At 59.1% G+C, this 16824-nt stretch carries 13 protein-coding genes; 6 read left to right on the forward strand and 7 right to left on the reverse strand.

The genetic code is table 11. From position 1 onward, the window contains the following. Positions 1 to 138 precede the first annotated feature (138 nt). From ACFE72_RS22925 to ACFE72_RS22950, 6 genes are all read right to left on the reverse strand, one after another. Positions 139 to 603: a toxin-activating lysine-acyltransferase gene (locus tag ACFE72_RS22925; RefSeq protein ID WP_375415419.1), complete on the reverse strand. Its 465-nt coding sequence runs from the start codon at positions 601 to 603 to the stop codon at positions 139 to 141. A 146-nt stretch (positions 604 to 749) separates the two neighbouring features. Then, positions 750 to 1388, reverse strand: coding sequence for an imm11 family protein (locus ACFE72_RS22930; RefSeq protein ID WP_375415420.1), 639 nt, complete (start codon positions 1386 to 1388; stop codon positions 750 to 752). A 293-nt stretch (positions 1389 to 1681) separates the two neighbouring features. Next, positions 1682 to 2311, reverse strand: coding sequence for an imm11 family protein (locus ACFE72_RS22935; RefSeq protein ID WP_375415421.1), 630 nt, complete (start codon positions 2309 to 2311; stop codon positions 1682 to 1684). A 97-nt stretch (positions 2312 to 2408) separates the two neighbouring features. Beyond that, entirely contained in the window at positions 2409 to 2642 is a 234-nt protein-coding gene (locus ACFE72_RS22940; protein WP_375415422.1) for a hypothetical protein, read from the reverse strand. A 559-nt stretch (positions 2643 to 3201) separates the two neighbouring features. Next, a complete protein-coding gene (locus ACFE72_RS22945) occupies positions 3202 to 4662 on the reverse strand; it encodes an HlyD family type I secretion periplasmic adaptor subunit (RefSeq protein WP_375415423.1) in 1461 nt (486 codons plus the stop codon). Next, entirely contained in the window at positions 4659 to 6776 is a 2118-nt protein-coding gene (locus ACFE72_RS22950) for a type I secretion system permease/ATPase (RefSeq protein ID WP_375415424.1), read from the reverse strand. Before ACFE72_RS22950 ends, ACFE72_RS22945 begins: the two co-directional genes overlap by 4 nt. Before the next feature lie 2372 nt (positions 6777 to 9148). On the opposite strand from ACFE72_RS22950, the gene panD reads away from it, so the two are divergent. From panD to ACFE72_RS22980, 6 genes are all read left to right on the forward strand, one after another. After that, positions 9149 to 9604 (forward strand): aspartate 1-decarboxylase, encoded by a 456-nt coding sequence (gene panD / locus ACFE72_RS22955; RefSeq protein WP_375415430.1) that lies wholly within the window; start codon positions 9149 to 9151, stop codon positions 9602 to 9604. A 72-nt stretch (positions 9605 to 9676) separates the two neighbouring features. Beyond that, on the forward strand, positions 9677 to 10777 hold the full coding sequence (locus tag ACFE72_RS22960) for a D-alanine--D-alanine ligase (RefSeq protein WP_375415425.1): 1101 nt from the start codon (positions 9677 to 9679) through the stop codon (positions 10775 to 10777). Between the two features lie 134 nt (positions 10778 to 10911). Beyond that, positions 10912 to 12111, forward strand: coding sequence for an alanine racemase (alr, locus tag ACFE72_RS22965; protein WP_375415431.1), 1200 nt, complete (start codon positions 10912 to 10914; stop codon positions 12109 to 12111). Next, complete coding sequence (locus ACFE72_RS22970; protein ID WP_375415426.1) at positions 12108 to 13892, forward strand: gamma-glutamyltransferase family protein; 1785 nt, start codon at positions 12108 to 12110, stop codon at positions 13890 to 13892. The genes alr and ACFE72_RS22970 overlap by 4 nt, the downstream gene beginning before the upstream one ends. A gap of 1 nt (position 13893) precedes the next feature. After that, on the forward strand, positions 13894 to 15096 hold the full coding sequence (locus ACFE72_RS22975; RefSeq protein WP_375415427.1) for a multidrug effflux MFS transporter: 1203 nt from the start codon (positions 13894 to 13896) through the stop codon (positions 15094 to 15096). Between the two features lie 861 nt (positions 15097 to 15957). Further along, positions 15958 to 16611, forward strand: a complete 654-nt coding sequence (locus tag ACFE72_RS22980) for a hypothetical protein (protein ID WP_375415428.1) — start codon at positions 15958 to 15960, stop codon at positions 16609 to 16611. 6 nt (positions 16612 to 16617) lie between these two features. On the opposite strand, the gene ACFE72_RS22985 is transcribed toward ACFE72_RS22980, so the two are convergent. Continuing rightward, the coding region (locus tag ACFE72_RS22985; protein WP_375415429.1) for a hypothetical protein at positions 16618 to 16824 on the reverse strand (207 nt) is incomplete at its 5' end.

Here is a 16824-nt window from a genome sequence, read left to right on the forward strand (position 1 = left end):
CGACCATACCATCCGTTTCAAAACAGGCGCGCCCGGGTCATGCGCTTCGCAGCGTGTCACGCTATCCAGCATGTCTTTGCTCCCCGCCTTCAGTTTCCATTGCCCGCACTGATCGACCGGACATCCGGTCGATCCGTGTCATGCTGTCTCTGTCTTGCCCTCGGCCTCGCCCACCGGCCGCACCTTCATCTTTTCCAGCACCGCGGGATCGACGAGCTGGCTGACCAGCGGGTGGATGCGGACCGGCTTGTCCTTCACGACCTGCTTGAAGTTCGCGAGCACGGCGGTGGCGACCTTCTGCGACGGCGCGATGACGTCGAGCAGCCAGGTGGTGTCGCCGCTGGCCCAGTCCTCGGATTTCAGCCGGATCGGAAACACCCGGGCCTGGATCTGCTCGCGGATCTTGGCGTCGACCTCGTCGGACACGCTGGCCCAGATCGCGATGCCGGCCGTCTCCTCGACCTTGCCCTCGCCGCCGGCCCTGGCGATGGCGATGCGGTCGCGGGTCATCGGCTCGACCAGCAGCGGCGTTTTCTCGTCCGCCTCGTAGATGGGGTAAGGGACGAGCCCGCCGCCCGCACCGAAATCGAACTTCGAGAGCACTTCCGCAACCTTGCCTTTAATGCAAGGAAACCGCCGATGACGCATACGTCCTTTACGCGTCCGAAATGCGATATGCTGTACACAGCCGAGGCCTCCGGCATGGCTATCTGGCAATCCCCAATCCTGAAATGGGATGAATTGATGAACTAGAGCGAGACTTCGTCGCAGTGCCGGTGCCGGTCCAGATCGAACCCGCTCAGCTTGCGTTCTTGCAGTACTGCGGCCAACCGGTCGGAAACGAACCAGCACTCGCCATAGCGATGTTCGATCCAGCATGCCCTGCCGCCGATGACCGCGGCGTCCAGCACGCATTGCCATGGCCCTTCGCGGCGGCTGTAGCTCCAGCTTTTGACGTCGCCGCGCCCGTTCGCCTTGAAATTGCTCCGGTCTTCGATGATCGATTCGATCCGTCCCACGACATTGAAGATGAAGAAATCACCGGGCTGGACCGCACCCTTTTTGTCTTCGACGACGACCGGAAAAAACTGATGCTGTCCGGGATCGAACTCCTCGACCGCTTCTTTGAGCCGCGAGCTGACCAGCGTTCCACCGCCGCGCAATGTCAGCCAGTCGTACATTTTCTTGCCCTTGGTGAGGCGCAGCTGACGGGGCACCACCTCGGGCGGGATCCAGGTCCCGGTGACCCAGGAGGCACTGGTGACCGTGCCCGGAAAGGCATCGGTCCTGTCGAAAAACGCGCGCAGAGTCTTGCGGTCGTCTTCGAAATATTCGATTTCCGTTTTGCCGAGCTTATAGGCGAGGTTGGCGCGAATGATGTAGGCCATTCTCCGGTCTGCCTTCCCTTGTGACGCACGATTCCCGCACGGGAGTTGGGATCGAGCAAGGCCGCCTTGAGCGGTTCGTTGCCCGACATGTTTTGGATTTTTCTGACCGTATCCGCATCGGCGAATTCAGCCATAAGATTGCCAAGGGCATTCTTCTGATAGCCCTTAGATTCCAGGAATGAACGAGTTTCGGCATCGTTCCAGAGCGAGTCGGCAAAAACATGCTCGGCTTCAAAATTGAAAACGAAATTCTCTACAACAGGATCAGCCATATCGTCCCCGTCAAACTGGCCTTAAACGACCCGGCATTTGTGTAGGAAGAAGCCCTTATCCGCCTTGGCCTTCTTCAAGGCCGTGCCCAAACCATCGCTCATAAAAAACGCATCGGTGAAGAGCGGTTCGAGCCAAATATCGGCACCGTCATTGGCGGCCTGGCTTACGGCAATATCGCCGTCGTTTAATACCGACTTCAGCCGCCAGGCTTTTTCGCCGTTGCGAACGTAGGTCTCACGCATCGGTACAGATTCGGACAACAGGAACGCCTCTTTCCTGTTGCCGAAATTGAGGCAGAACCACTCGCCGCCCACTGGCGTCTGCCGATCCTTTTTGAGCACCTTGACCGGGTAAAGCCCGCCGCCGCCGAGGTCGAACTGCCGCAGCACATCGGCGGCAGCTTTGGAGACAGCCCAAACGGTCCCTGCGAAGAAGATGTCAGGAAGCCTGTAGTCCCTTTCCTCCGCATGCGGAGCGCCAAATATTTCTTCCGGGAAGCAGCTCCGGTCGAGAGAAACTCCTGCGTCATTGCGATGGCGACATTCAATCGCATGTTTCGTCAATTCCTCACTCACAAGGAAACTATGCGTTAGTGGAAGTAAATTGGTCCCGCTTCCGGGAGCTATGCTGATCCAGACCGTGTCACTCATTATGCAGCTCTTCTTGTTTGTAATGCATCTGCCCCAGTGTCTGGCATTTGTGCAGGAACCAACCCCTGTCTGCCTAGGCCAATGGTGATGGTATTTTTCATGTTTTCGCCGCCTCGCCGTTTTCAGCCTCGCCCACCGGCCGCGCCTTCATCTTCTCCAGCACCGCCGGATCGACGAGCTGGCTGACCAGCGGGTGGAGGATGCGGACCGGCTTGTCCTTCACGACCTGCTTGAAGTTCGCCAGCACCGCGGTGGCGACCTTCTGCGAGGGCGCGATAACGTCGAGCAGCGTCTGGTGGCGGTAGCGCGGTAGGTTCAGCGTCGCCAGCACCACCTCGCCGATGCTGCCTGCAGCCGCGTCTTGAACGCTGTGATCTGCGCCAGCAGCGCCGATCGAGCGCCTTGGCGGCGCCCTGTGCGGCCGGCGCGTCCGCCTTGACCCCGTTCAGAACCGGCTGCCCGGCTTCCGGCGTCTTCCCGTTGGTGTTGTTCGCCACGTTATACTCTCCCCGTTTTTCAATCCGCCCTTCAGGGCGTTGTCGTCGTCATCTGGAATGCGAGCCGCACGCGCGGACCACGCTCCGCGCGACCGTCCGGTCGCAACGGCGACACACGTGTATCATTCTGTCGCAGATGATTGAAAATGGCCTCCGCGGGCTCGACCGCGTATCCATCCAGAAACCGTCATTCCGGGGCGCGCATCTTTGCGCGAGCCCGGAATCCATAATTACGGTCGGAGGTTATGGATTCCGGGCCTGCGCCCAAGAGGGCGCATCCCGGAATGACGGCTGCGGGACGCGTTGACGGGTCAAGCCCGGCAAGGACGGCTGAGATTGTGTCCCCGGCGATGCATCGATTGCGCAATTCCGCATGCCGGTCGCGTCAGCCCGTCACCGCTCGCGGCCGGCCTCGTCGAGCGCCTGCGTGATCGGCGAGAGCAGATACTGGATGATGCGCCGTTCGCCGGTCTTGATCTCGGCCTGCACCGACAGCCCGGGGCCCAGCGCCTGCGGCCGGCCGCGAATGCGGATGCTGGTCTCCAGCAGGCGGATGCGCGCCGCGTAGACGAGGCCGGGCTGGATCGGCCGGTTCTTGTCGTCGCGCTGCTGCTCCTTCGATTGCGATAGGTCGATCGCATCGCGGCTGATGCCCTCGACGATCCCCGGCACCAGCCCATAGTCGGTGAAGGGAAACGCCTCCAGCTTGACCCGCACCGGCTGGCCTTCGCGGACGAAGCCGATGTCCTTGTTCAGCACATTGGCCTCGACCTCGATCTCGGCGCCGTCCGGAACGATCATCATCAGCGGCTGCGCCGGCTGCACCACGCCGCCGATGGTCGCGACGACGAGCTGCTGCACGGTGCCGGCGACCGGCGCGCGCAGCTGAAGAAACTCGCGGCGGCGCGTGGTCTTGCGCAGCTCTTCGGCGGCGACCTCCGCCTTGTCGCGGGCCTGGACCAGCTCGGTCACCGCGGTCTTGCCGAAGGTTTCGCGCAGCTTGCGGATCTCGGCCTCCAGCGAAGTCATCGCCGCGCGCGCTTTCTCGGCGTTGGCGAGCTGCACGTCGATATTCTGGATATGCTCCATGCGGGTCTGTTCGTATTCGAGCAGCTTCAGCCGCGCGTAGTTGCCCTGTTCGGTGAGCGTCCTGCGGGCTACGAACATCTGATTAACAAGCGGGAGCGTGAGCCGCAGCTTGCTGATTTCGGCTTCGGACGAGGTGAGTTCGGCGCCGCGCTGCGCGATCTGATGCTGCAGGCTCGCGATTTGCGCTTCGTATTCGGCGATACTGGCGCGGACGAATTGCTGTTCTACAGTGCCGGTCAAAGCGGGGGCGCCTTCCGGTACGACAAAGACGGCCGGCTGGCCCTCGAGATAGGCGAGCAACGCGGCATTGCGGGCCATCACGAGTTTCGCCGCGAGCAGGTTCTGCCGCGCCTGCGACTCGTCGGCGGTCGCGAGCGTCGGATCGAGCTCGACCAGAAGCTGGCCCTCCTCGACATGCTGGCCGTTGCCGACATGGATGGCGCGCACCTGGCCTATTTCCAGCGGCTGGACGGTCTTTACCTTGCTGGACGGGATGATCTTGCCGCTCGCCACCGCCACGACGTCGACCGTGCCGATGACGGACCACAATAGAGCCGCGGTGAAGAAGGCGCAGGTCATGAGCAGCAGCATGCGCAGGCCGGGGCTCGGCGGCTTCTCCATGATCTCGAGGGCGGCAGGCAGAAATTCGTGATCGGAAATCGGGCGCTTGTTGCGATCGGCTTCGTTCTGCATGCCCCAGCTCACCCGCAGCACCGTCCAGTGCTTTGCGAGCGTCGGAAAGCGGTTTGCTACCCACGCGGTCATGTGCCGAGCCCCATTTGCTTGGTGTAGAGCTGGGCGTAGCGGCCGCCGGCTTCGAGCAGCGTCGCATGATCGCCCATTTCGGTGATCTCGCCGGCTTCGACGGTGACGATCCTGTCGCATTTGCGGACGGCGGAGAGGCGATGCGCGATGATGATAACGGTGCGGCCGAGCGCGATGCCGGCGAGGTTCCGCTGAATGACTTCCTCGCTCTCGGCGTCGAGCGCGCTGGTCGCCTCGTCCAGGATCAGGATACGCGGATTGCCGATCAGCGCTCGCGCAATGGCGATGCGCTGGCGCTGCCCGCCCGACAGGTTGGCGCCGCGTTCGTCGATCACCGTATCGTAGCCATGCGAGAGAGCGAGGATGAACTCGTGCGCGCCGGCGAGTTGGGCGGCGGCGATCACCCGCTCCATCGGCAGCGTCGTGTCGGCCAGCGCGATGTTCTCGCGCACCGAGCGGTTGAACAGGATGTTCTCCTGCAGCACGACCCCGATCTGCCGCCGCAGCCAGGCCGGATCAACGAGGGCGAGATCGACGCCGTCGACCAGCACCCTGCCCTGCTCCGGAACATAGAGACGCTGCACCAGCTTGGTGAGCGTGGACTTGCCCGAACCGGAGGGCCCGACGATGCCAAGCATCTCGCCGGCTTGAACGGAAAGCGTGACGCCGCGCAGCGCTTCGGGCGCGTCGGGACGATAGCGGAAACGTACCCGGTCGAATTCCACGGCCCCCTTGATCGGGGGAAGGCTCGCCCTGTTCGGATTGTGGTCCGGCTCGGCCGGCGCGTTGAGCACGTCGCCCAGCCGGTCAACCGAGATGCGGACCTGCTGGAAATCCTGCCACAGTTGCGAGAGGCGCAGGATCGGCTGTGCGACGCGCCCGGAGAGCATGTTGAAGGCAACGAGCGAACCGACGGAAAGGTCGCCGGCGATCACGGCCTTCGCCCCGAAAAACAGGATCGCGACCGTGGTCAGCTTGGAGACCAGCTGGATCAGATGGCTGCCCCAGTTCGCCAGCGTCGCAACCTGAAATCCGGTGGCGGTATAGCCCGCGAACTGCCTTTCCCATTTCACGCGCATCTGCGGCTCGACCGCCATCGCCTTCAGCGTGCCGATGCCGGTGACGCTTTCGACGAGGAACGACTGGTTCTCCGCACCGCGGCGGAATTTCTCGTCGAGACGGGCGCGCAGCGGCGGCGTCACGATGACGGAGATCGCGACATAGAGCGGGATCGACAGCGTGACGATCAGGGTCAGCAGCGGGCTATAGGCATACATCACTGCAAAGAACACGATCGTGAAGAACAGGTCGATCACGACGGTGACGGAGTTTGAGGTGAGAAATTCCCGGATGCGATCGAGCTCGCGCACGCGGGCGACGCTGTCGCCGACGCGACGCGCCTCGAAATACGACAGCGGCAGGTTGAGAAGATGCCGGAACAGCCGTGCCGAAAGCTCGCTGTCGACGCGGTTGGTGGTGTGCGCAAATAGCCAGTTGCGCAGCGCCGACAGTCCGGTTTCGAAGGTCAGCACGGTCGCGAGCCCGATCGCCAGCACGTCGAGCGTCGTCAGCGACTGATGGACCAGCACCTTGTCGATCACAAGCTGGAAGAAGATGGGCGAGATCAACCCCATCAGTTGCAGGAAGAACGACCCGATCAGCACGTCGCGCAGCGGCCCGCGATATTTCACAAGCGCTGGAATGAACCAGCTGATGTCGAAGGGGCGGGCGACGCCGGCCATCAGTTCGCGCGTCGTCATGAGCAGCAGGCGTCCGGCAAATTGGCGATCGAAATCCGCCGCCGACCACACTTCAGGACGCTCGCCGTCGCCGCGCTGGATCAAAAAGCGCGTCCCTTCCGGCTGCCGGTCGACCTTGAGCAGGATGGCGGCCTCGCCGTCGTTCAATTCCGCGAGCGCCGGCAACGGCACCTTGTGGAGTTCGGCTGAGGCGGCGGGCTTGATCCTGGCGACGATCTTCAGCCGCTTGGCGATCCGGGCGAGATCTTCGAGGCGGTAGCTTTCACCCGGCTCGCCATGGTCGTGGACGATCTGGGCCGGATCGGCCGGAACGGCAAGGAATTTGGCGACCAGAATGAAGGAAAGCAGAGACACCGGGAATGCGGGAGCAGGACGATCGCCGCCCGTTGCATCCCCTGCAACGTTACGAACATCAGCAACTACAGTCATGATCCAGCCGTCATACCCAGCTGGAATAATACTCTCGCCACGATCATGTGAAAGTTCCCGCTCGTAACGATTGTATCCATTGTCGCCGGATGTCGCGCGTTCTCGCGTCGTCCGACATGCGACAACTCGCCACAGGTAGATAAGTAATTGACCTATCGAGCTAATATCGCATTAAGCCAAGCTGAACGCGACACAGTTGGGAAAGCCGTTTGCGGCGGCGGAGGTTGAGCGGCGCGCGGCCATCGGGACCTTGGCCATGACGGCAAAGACAAACGTGTTCGGGGGGCATTCTCGCTGCAATCGGACGGCGGCTTGCCGGTGCGGTGACCCTTAAGACTGTCGATCAGGCTAGTGGATGTCTCGGCGGCCATTAGTCGATCCTTGAAACCGTGCCGGAGCGAGTAAAGCGAATGCTGCTTCGTTGGGCGCAGGCCGTATACGTCAGATACTTGTTCACATGAGCAGAAAACGAAGCCGACTGTCGCGATAGTGAGGGAATCCGTTGCACCTCAATTTCATCGCAGCCAACGCGGCTCCTGCGAATGGAATCTCGCGTCTGGAATCCCCGGGTTTAGCACCCGACGATCTGGAAAGATTTCAACCTATGGAACCGGCCCTTCCAAATGAATCGCGTTTGCCTGAAGATTTAACGCTTCGGAGGGGCGCAAGCCAGTATCCGGCAGCACGCAGATAATTAGGCGCGCGTCTTCGTTTAAAGCGTCGAGCGCTCCATCAGGTGAGCTTGTCGATTTGATCGCGGCCAACCTGTCGCCGAGCTGACCCATGACGATGCGATAGACTACAGCGAATGGTGGAGAGCGCCAGATGCTCAAGTGATATGGCGGAGGGGATGAGCATCGAGTGGCGCGCCCGAAGAGCCTCGGATTAAGAAAACGATGCCTCAAATAATAGTACATTTCCGAAGCACACTCAACAATTTACTCTGATTGAGCGGCGGCCCATTGCCTTAGCCGAACGCACGAATGTTGGACGCAATGTTGGACGTTTCTGTTAGACGTTTTTTATCGGCAGAGCGTGCGTATCTGTTCCGGCACGCGCCGCGTCCAGCACCACGCGGGTTTGAAACGGACGCGTCGTTTGTATGCGGGGCGGCGTGCCGGGATCAAAGGGCTCAACAGGACGACATGCTCAAGTGGCACCGGCGCTTGCCGATTGTGACGTTTGCACTCATGGGTGTTCTCCTTCTTGTTTGTTGTTTGATGGTCCTTTGCGATAGCCATGTCGCGAGGCGCGATCAATTAGGCCTCTTTGTTCAAAACAATTATCGGCCGGACGTGGCGCTCACTGCTGCGCTATCACATGGGCCGACAACGCCCGCTGTTAGCCATCTCAACATCAGGAGAGTTCATGCATTTTTCGGAACCGTCGTCCTCATGGACAACACGCGCAACGTCGCTCTAAATCCCCGCCCTCCTACAGCAGCTGCCGCTTCGCGCATCTGACCGACCACGCGGCACCCGGCCGGGGCCCGCAAGCCGGGTCGCTCGCCGGCGACATCCTCTATGGGGCGTATGCCATCGCCGAGTTCATGTATGGCGCGAAGGAATGTCGCCGTGCAGTCTACAACTTGGTTTAGAACCGCAGCATTCCGCATTTCCGTATCGGCGCGACGGTGTGCGCGCGCAAGTTCGTGCTGCATGCATGGATTGAAGAACAAGAAACCGCGCATTGACTGCCATCCTTGCGCGCTGTCCTAAATGACGGCGCAGCAAATGCGCGTTCGAAGGTCGGCAACCTCGTTTCCGACCTTTGAAAGGAATCCGAGCTCGGATCAGCCTGGGAGCTCGCGGCACAGTTCGCCGGTAGAGCGCCGCGTAGCCGCGCGGCGGAACCTCCACCTGCGCACAGGATACAACCCGGCGCCTTATCTTCCGCGTCTTTGACCTTGAAGCCGGTGTTGACGGCTGACAAAGCGATCCGGCAGAGTATGACCCTGTTATTTCTGACGGGGCAACCCAGTGTTATATTACCTTTATCCTGGAGTTTTTCATCACTGCTTTGATAACTCTGCTGACTGAATTACCGGCAAATTAGGTCTCTTATGCCACGTGTAACGAGACTTTTCCAAAAACATTCAGTGGCTTAGTCAGGCCCGTTCCTCTTTACGTGATTTCTGCCAGAACCTCTCAGGATAGGGCGCGTGATACCGGAAAAAACAATCGTGAGTTGCGCCACCGATTTTAGCTGATATTGTCCCCCGCGCCCGCGAACAAACAGGCCATTAATTACCCGTCCGCCGGAAGGCGAATAGGGTACAAAGGGAGGGAATATAGATGCTGAGAAAGGTCGTTGCGGCAAAACTCCATGGACTTTACGTGACCGATGCGAACCTTAATTATCACGGATCCATCACCCTCGATCCCGAGCATTGCGAAGCAGCTGGGATATTTCCACTTGAATTCGTTGATATCTGGAACAAGCAGTCAGGTGCGAGAATCAGCACATACGTAATATTCGGCGAGCGCGGCTCCCGGGTGTGTTGCCTGAATGGGGCCGCAGCGCGAACCTGCCAGGCAGGCGATCAGGTTATTATCTGCTCATCCGTTTTCATGGTCGCAAACGAAATCGAGAATATTCATCCGCGCGTGCTTACCTTTCATCCCGATAACTCGATCAAGGATTCGTTGTACTACGACGTCGAGCAGACAGGCGGCGGAAAACTGCGATTTTCAATACGTGATGCTAGGCACGATGGCGAAGCGCTTGGAATTCCCTTACGCGCAGTGAGTTGATGAACGCACGCGGGTGACCATAGTTATGGTCAAATCCCACTCGCCTCACGCTGTTCGGCCCGGAGCACGGCAATGCAATTCGCACTCATCTACGGTGGACGCTCGGTCGAACACGACTGGTCCGTTGCGATGTACGCGCATTTTGCGGCGCGCATCAACGAGACGGCCAAGCTTAGACCCCTCCTGACCGCCGTCATCTACATCTCTCCGACGGGCGAACTCCTCCTGATGTCAGTGGATAAACGCGGCGCACCGTCTCACCGGGAGGTTCTCGAAACGCAGGCAAGGCCGATGCTCGATGCCCTGCCACAAATCATGAAACAACTGGACGTTTTCTTATTCTCGCTTTTGCAGGGACAAGACGGGGAAGACGGCCAAATTCAGTCTATCGCACAGTTCTTCGACATCCCGGGCAGCTTCGGCAGTAAAAACGCGGCTATGCTAGCGACCGACAAATATATTCAAACCAAGATTGTGGAGGCAACCTGCAGCGACCTTTCGCCAATTCCTACTGTCTGGGTCGACCCGTATCGCGTCGGCGCATTTATCCCGGCGATCTCGCGGGCGATTAGCTCGGGCCCGTACGTGGCAAAGCCGAATAATCTCGGTGGATCATTCATGACGGAGCCATTTGACTCGCTGGAGGAGTTCGACCTGCATAAATATGCGTTGGCGCTTTCCGACTATGACGATCGTTTTGTTGTACAGGAGCGCATTATCGGCACGGAGTTCACATGCGGTGTATTGTTTGAGAACGGCAAATACCGTCCTCTTCCGGTCGTTCAGATCAACGCGCCGAGCCGGTTCTTAGGTTATAAGGAAAAGACGTCAAAAGGGTCCTATACTGTCGTGTTCCCCGAGGCAGGAACGGCACTCTATGACCGGATTTGTGCGGCGTCCGTGTCCATCGCCGACCTATTTGACGTGCACACATTTTGCCGAATCGACTATATCGTCGACAGTCACGAGCGCATTTATTTCTTTGAATTGAACGTAACTCCTGGTCTTACCGCCGGAAGCATCTTTCCGAAGATGCTCGCCAAAGCGGGGCTCGACGTGCTCGACTTGATCGCCATGGCCGCCACCAATGAATCCGCCAGGAGACTGCGGGAGCGCAACCGGAAACAAAGAACCGGTGCTTTTCGTTATGGAACGGCCCATGCTCCGACTTAAAGGCATGAGTCTCCGCGTGTTTGGAAACCGCTCAGCCCATCGCCGGCGAACCCGCTACCTGCCGGGACGCAATGACGGTTTTTTGCCGTTCGGAGTGCTCCATGGCGCGTGATCGACGGCCTCATTCCGCCTGGATGACTGTCAACCTTCAGAACCTTCGGCATAACTGGCAATTGTTCCGCAGAACATGTGGTGCAGCCGAAGTGACCGGTGTCGTAAAGGCCAATGGATATGGATGCGGATTAATACCGGTGGCCCGGGCACTTGTGGCGGAGGGATGTCGCACATTTTTCGTGGCACATCTCCACGAGGGTATCGCGCTTCGCAAAATGAACCCGTCTATTTCCATATACGCGCTCCATGCGATGCCGTCCGGCGCAGCCGGGGTATACCGCCAGCACCGCATCCTGCCGGTCCTGACCTCAATGGCTCAGATAAAGGAATGGGCGGATGCCGCTGATGACACAACGATGGAAAAGGCGGCCATCCATGTTTGCACGGGCATGAATCGGAGCGGCATCCCGGCCACGGAGATCGGGGACATCAAGGCGGCGGTCGCAGCCGCACCTGCACGGTTCGGGCTGCTGCTCAGTCATTTTGCCTGCGCCGACGAATCGGTTGGGTGGCGCAACGATGCCCAGCTCGCCGTCTTTCGCAAGGTGAGACAAGAATTTCCTGCGCTTCGGGCCACACTCGCCAACACCAGCGGCTGTCTGCGCTTGCCGGACGCCCATTTCGATATGGTGCGTCCGGGAATAGGCCTTTATGGCGGCAATCCCTTTCCATCGCGATCGAATCCTTTCCGGCCCGTCGTTGCGCTACGAGCTCCCGTGATCGAAATCCGCCGCGCGCGTGCCGGCGCATATGTTGGCTATGGAAATGATTTTTGCCTGAAGGCTGACACCACGCTTGCGTTGCTTTCGATCGGATATGCAGATGGCTTGCCCCGGCAGTTGTCGTCTGGCGCGGCGAAAGCCGTCTCATTTTTCTATGACGGCCATCCCCTCCCCGTTACTGGCCGCGTATCGATGGATCTAACGGTGGTCACGGTTCCTGACCGGCTGACGGATGCCCTTCATATTAACGACCCCGTCGAGATCATTGGACCCCATCAATCGCTGGACGATCTTGCGGGCCATCTCGGGACTATTCCAAACGAAGTCATCACGTCCTTCGGGAACCGAGTCGACCGCGTCTATTGCACGCAACATGCGGCCCTCCCGCGGACGGCTGGTGCCGGACGGTGCGCCCCGCTTGGGTTGACCAGCATTAATTCTGTCACAGGGTTCGGGCGCGCCGGTAAGACTGGCAAGCGGGAAGGAGCCGGCACATGAATTTGAACACGCTGTCGGGCCGCAACGAAATTGCCGGAACATTTGGTGTTGTTGCGTCCAGTCACTGGATCGCCAGTCAAGCGGGCATGGCCATGCTGGAGCGCGGCGGCAATGCGTTCGATGCGGTGGTCGCTGCGGGTTTTGTCATGCAAGTTGCCGAACCTCATCAAAACGGTCTGGGCGGCGATGCCGTTATGCTGATCCGGACAACTGGTGATGCGGTGCCACGGGTTGTATGTGGCCAAGGCGTCGTGCCGGCGGCAGCGACAATTGATCGGTATGGCTCGCTTGGGCTGAAACTTATTCCGGCCAAGGGGCTTCTGGCAGCCGTGGTCCCGGGGGCTTTTGACGCATGGATGCTCATCTTAAGAGACTACGGAACGCGTCCCATCGAAGAGGTTCTCTCCTTCGCCATCGGCTATGCGAGCAACGGAATTCCATTGACCCGGGAGGCGAGCCGGGAAATCGCCAAAAGCAAGGCCAAATTCACCGAGGAATGGACTTCCTCTGGCGCGATATACCTCAGTAAAGGAGAGGTGCCGGCGGCCGGAAGCCTGATCCGCAACGAGGCTCTCGCACAGACGTATGCGCGTCTGCTTGAGGCAGCTCTGCGCGCCGGAAATGACCGGTGTGAACAGATCGAAGCCGCGCGTCACGCGTTTTACCGGGGCTACGTCGCCGATGAGATCGGCCAGTTTTTCGCGCGGCCGGACGATGCCGCAGGACATACGATGTCCTCTCCCGGATTCCTTACAGCGCAAGATCTTTTCGACTGGAGCGCGACCTTCGAGCAGCCGGTCTCATACGTTTTCGAGGGCGTAGAAGTTTTCAAACCAGGGGGATGGTCACAGGGGCCCGCGTTCCTTCAGTTCCTCGCGCTATTCAAGCATCTTGACTATCGTGGGCTCGATCCTTTTGGAGCAGAGCTCGTCCATATCATGGTCGAGGCGCTGAAGCTCGCTTACGCCGATCGCGAGGCATGGTATGGCGAAGCCCGCGAAGGCTATGCGCCACCGATTCCGGAACTTCTGTCGGAACGGTACAATGCCGACCGTGCACGCTTGATCATAGGGGATTGCTCCCGCGCTCTTCGACCGGGTTCGCCGTGCGGCTATCTGCCGTGCATGCCGGAGGTCCGGGAGAATGTTTCCGGCGGAGCAAGTGCCGAAGTCGTAGCGTCGGATTATTCCTCGCGCGCAAAAGGCGATACGTGCCATATCGACGTCATTGATCGCTGGGGAAACATGGTTGCCGCGACGCCCTCCGGCGGTTGGCTTCACGGGTCTCCGGCGATTCCTGCGCTCGGATTCTCTATTAGTACGCGCGCTCAGATGGCCTGGCTCCAGCCCGGCTTACCCTCAAGCTTGAAACCCAAGACAAGGCCCAGGACGAGCCTTTCACCAACGATGGCGATCGACCGGTCGGACGCATCGCTGGCATTCGGCTCAAGGGGGGGCGATTACCAAGATCAGTGGGCGCTACAATTCTTCCTTCGTCATATGTCGTTTGGGTTTGATCTTCAGCAAGCCGCAGATGCGCCAATGTTTCATAGCGACCATTGGGCTCGTTCGGACTACCCGCGGGACGCCTGTCCTGCCAAACTTACCATGGACGAGCGCTTTGCAGAAAACGTCGTCTCGGAGCTTAAGGCGCGCGGACACGACGTATATATATATCCCGGCCGAAGGTGGGGCCGGAACTGCGCTGCAAGAAAAGACGGAGTTTTGCTGCGTGCGGCAGCGTCCGCGAGCGTGCCCCAGGCGCTTGCGGTGGGGCGATAGCATGGCATCCAGTTCCCACGACGTATTTGCGGATCCCAGAAACGCGTTTGTGACATTCCTTGCCATGCTTTCGGGCCAGAATTTGCTTGCGACCAACATCATGATTCCCGGATTGCCCGAAATCGCAAGGGAGACGGGCGCGTCAACCTCGACGGTGCAACTCATCCTGACCCTTTTCTTCGCCGCCTACGCGGGTTCCCTCCTAATCTATGGTCCCCTGTCGGACAGGTTCGGGCGTAAGCCAGTTCTTCTTGGTTCCCTCGCTATCTATTGTCTCGGCAGTCTTGGCTGTGCGGCTGCCCATTCTGCAACGGCCCTGATCTCGGGAAGGATTGTGCAAGGCCTTGGCGCTGGCGGCGGCACCGTTATGGCATGGGCGATTGCGCGTGACAGCTTCGAAGGGCCGCTGTTGCTCCGCGCCACCTCCTTGATCAATGCCGGAAGATCGGCCGTCCCTGCGGCGGCGCCCGCCATCGGGGGTGTACTCGTCGAATTTGGCGGGTGGAAAACAACCTTTCTGATGACCTGCGCTCTTGGCGGCCTGCTGTTTGGGGCGGCAGCGCTGTTTCTTCCTGAAACGGCCCTTCGCCATCAGGCGACGAGCTCGATGTCGAACGTTGCGCGCAATTATGGAAGGCTTTTCCGTTCGGTCCCATTTCTGACCTACGCGCTCACCGCGTCCGGTTCCTTAGGCACGTGGTTCGCCTTTCTGGCGGCCTCCCCAGGGCTGTTTATCCAGACGCTCGGCCTTTCCCCATCCCAATACGGTCTTTGCCCGGTGCTCATGGCATCGGGCAGCGTCTTCGGCGGTCTCGTCACGGCAAGACTGGCAGCGCGAAGCGGAACCGATTGGCTGGCACGCTTTGGCTTAATTAGCTTGCTCGTGGGAACGACGGCCGCTTATGGACTTGCGATGATGGATGCGATCACGGTCGGGACAATTATCGTACCAATGTTCCTCGTTTCGTTTGGCTGTGGCGTCGTTTTCCCAACAGCTGCGGCCGCCGGGATGCAGGAATGCAAAGTCGGCGCGGGAAGTGGCTTTGCGGTGATCGGATTCCTTTCCATGATAGTGGCCGCCTTGAGTACGTTTTTGGTGTCGCTCTTCTCCGATAAAAACATGCTCGCATTTTCGGCAGTGATGGTTGGTTGGGCATGCCTGTCGGCAGCTTCTTACGCGTTCGCTCGTTTAAACAAGAGTTAAGCCATGTCGCCTCCAGCGCCCGAGGACGTTCCAAGTGTCGAGTTCATGCTCAGCGGCAGCTGGCGAGAGTGCCAAATCTGGGAGGGCTACTTTGACGCCAGTCTTATCCTGCTACGGAAGCCCTGCAGGACGAAGCGCAGGCTAGCAGCTTGATATTCCCTGAACTGTTCAACCTTCGTCACGCCATGGAAGTCGCTCTCAAATGGCATATCCGATATGCGAGCGGTATTGTTCCCAAGCGCGCTAGGCACAACCTTGGCGTTCTGATTAAAGCTTTTCGACGAACGGCCGAGGGCCCGGACGATAAGGCATGCTACATATCGGACTACATGCTGGATCGTTTTCGAACTGGCCGCGATCGACCCTTATTCCGTAACATTCCGCTATCCTACCGAGTTGGACGGCGCGCCCATCGAAATCATCCCGAAACGTTGGAATCTCTGTCGTCTCTACTTCACAGTTGACGAACTATCGATCTTGTTCGATGGCTTGTCAGGCTGGATCGACCTGAGTCAGGACGAAGAATACGAGCTCATCTGATTGATGGCTCAACGTCGTAGCTCAAAGCCGAAACAAAACTAGTGGATCAGGACACGCCCCCGCTTTCGTAAGGTCCGTATTATCTGCGAATTTTGGTTAAGCGCCAGATACAGGCTTGGTGCCCGGCTTTATTCCGCACTGGTGGAGAAATGGCGCGCCCTTGCGCGCGCAAGGGCGGCGCCCCTTAACCAAGGAAATACGCCCCGCAGCCCGTGCGCAAGGGAGCGTTCTCGCGATGGCTTTGAGTTAATGAGGCGACGACCAAGGAGGTTCAGCCTTGCGACAGCTATGGTACTCTTAAGACATGCGAAGGAGACGGTCGTGATAGACAGTCGCGAAGTTATCCAATACCTGAACCGCGTCGGGCTTCCCAAGCTTAATGAAGCAAATATATGGGGTACACGCGATGGACGCGTGGCGATCGGCGTCGTTTTGCTAGTACGAAAAAATCAAAATATTGTCGTTGTTCGAAAGGAGACCGTTAAAAATTACGAATTTTCCGATATGCTTTCTCTGCCAGGAGGCGTGGTGCGCGGCCTTGCACCTCAATCATTCGCAGCCTCCTTCGAACGCTCACTGCTGGCGCGAGCAAGGGACGAAGCTGGATTGAACGAGACTGACCTTTCGGACTTCAGGACACTTCCTGTAACTGTCACCCCCGTCTCACGATATACTGCAAAGGGCGCGTCCCGGTTAACCGTTCTTTTCCCAGTCGAAGCGAAGCTTGAGCGACCAGTAAAACCAGAAGCCACGCGGTCGTCGGTCAAAGAGGTGTTCTTTGCGGCACTCCCGCTCGATTGGAAAGCGTTCGCGCCTGCGAACCGACTCATTTTGGCATGGGCGTTCGCCGATCAAATATCTGCGCAAGAACGCATAATGCATGCTGATCAACTGCAAAGCGCGCTTACATTCTGTAATTCGGCTGCCGAAGACGCTGGGTTGCCTCACTTTCGGAATCCCTGGACGGACTACTAGGCCCAGCTAGTTTTCCTCGCTCGCCAAGCTTGCGATGATGCGCCCACGGCTAAACGGATATTTGTCATTCATGACGATAGCAGCTTCGCTTGCAAACCCGTGCGGGATCACCCATTTCATAAGTTGGTCTCCGACGCCAATTCGAGTGATCGACATCTCTGAGCTGCTGCCGGTTTGATGGACACCGAGATTGGGTGTTTCATACAGCCGGAG

Source organism: uncultured Bradyrhizobium sp., assembly GCF_964252615.1.
Classification (GTDB): Bacteria; Pseudomonadota; Alphaproteobacteria; order Rhizobiales; family Xanthobacteraceae; genus Bradyrhizobium.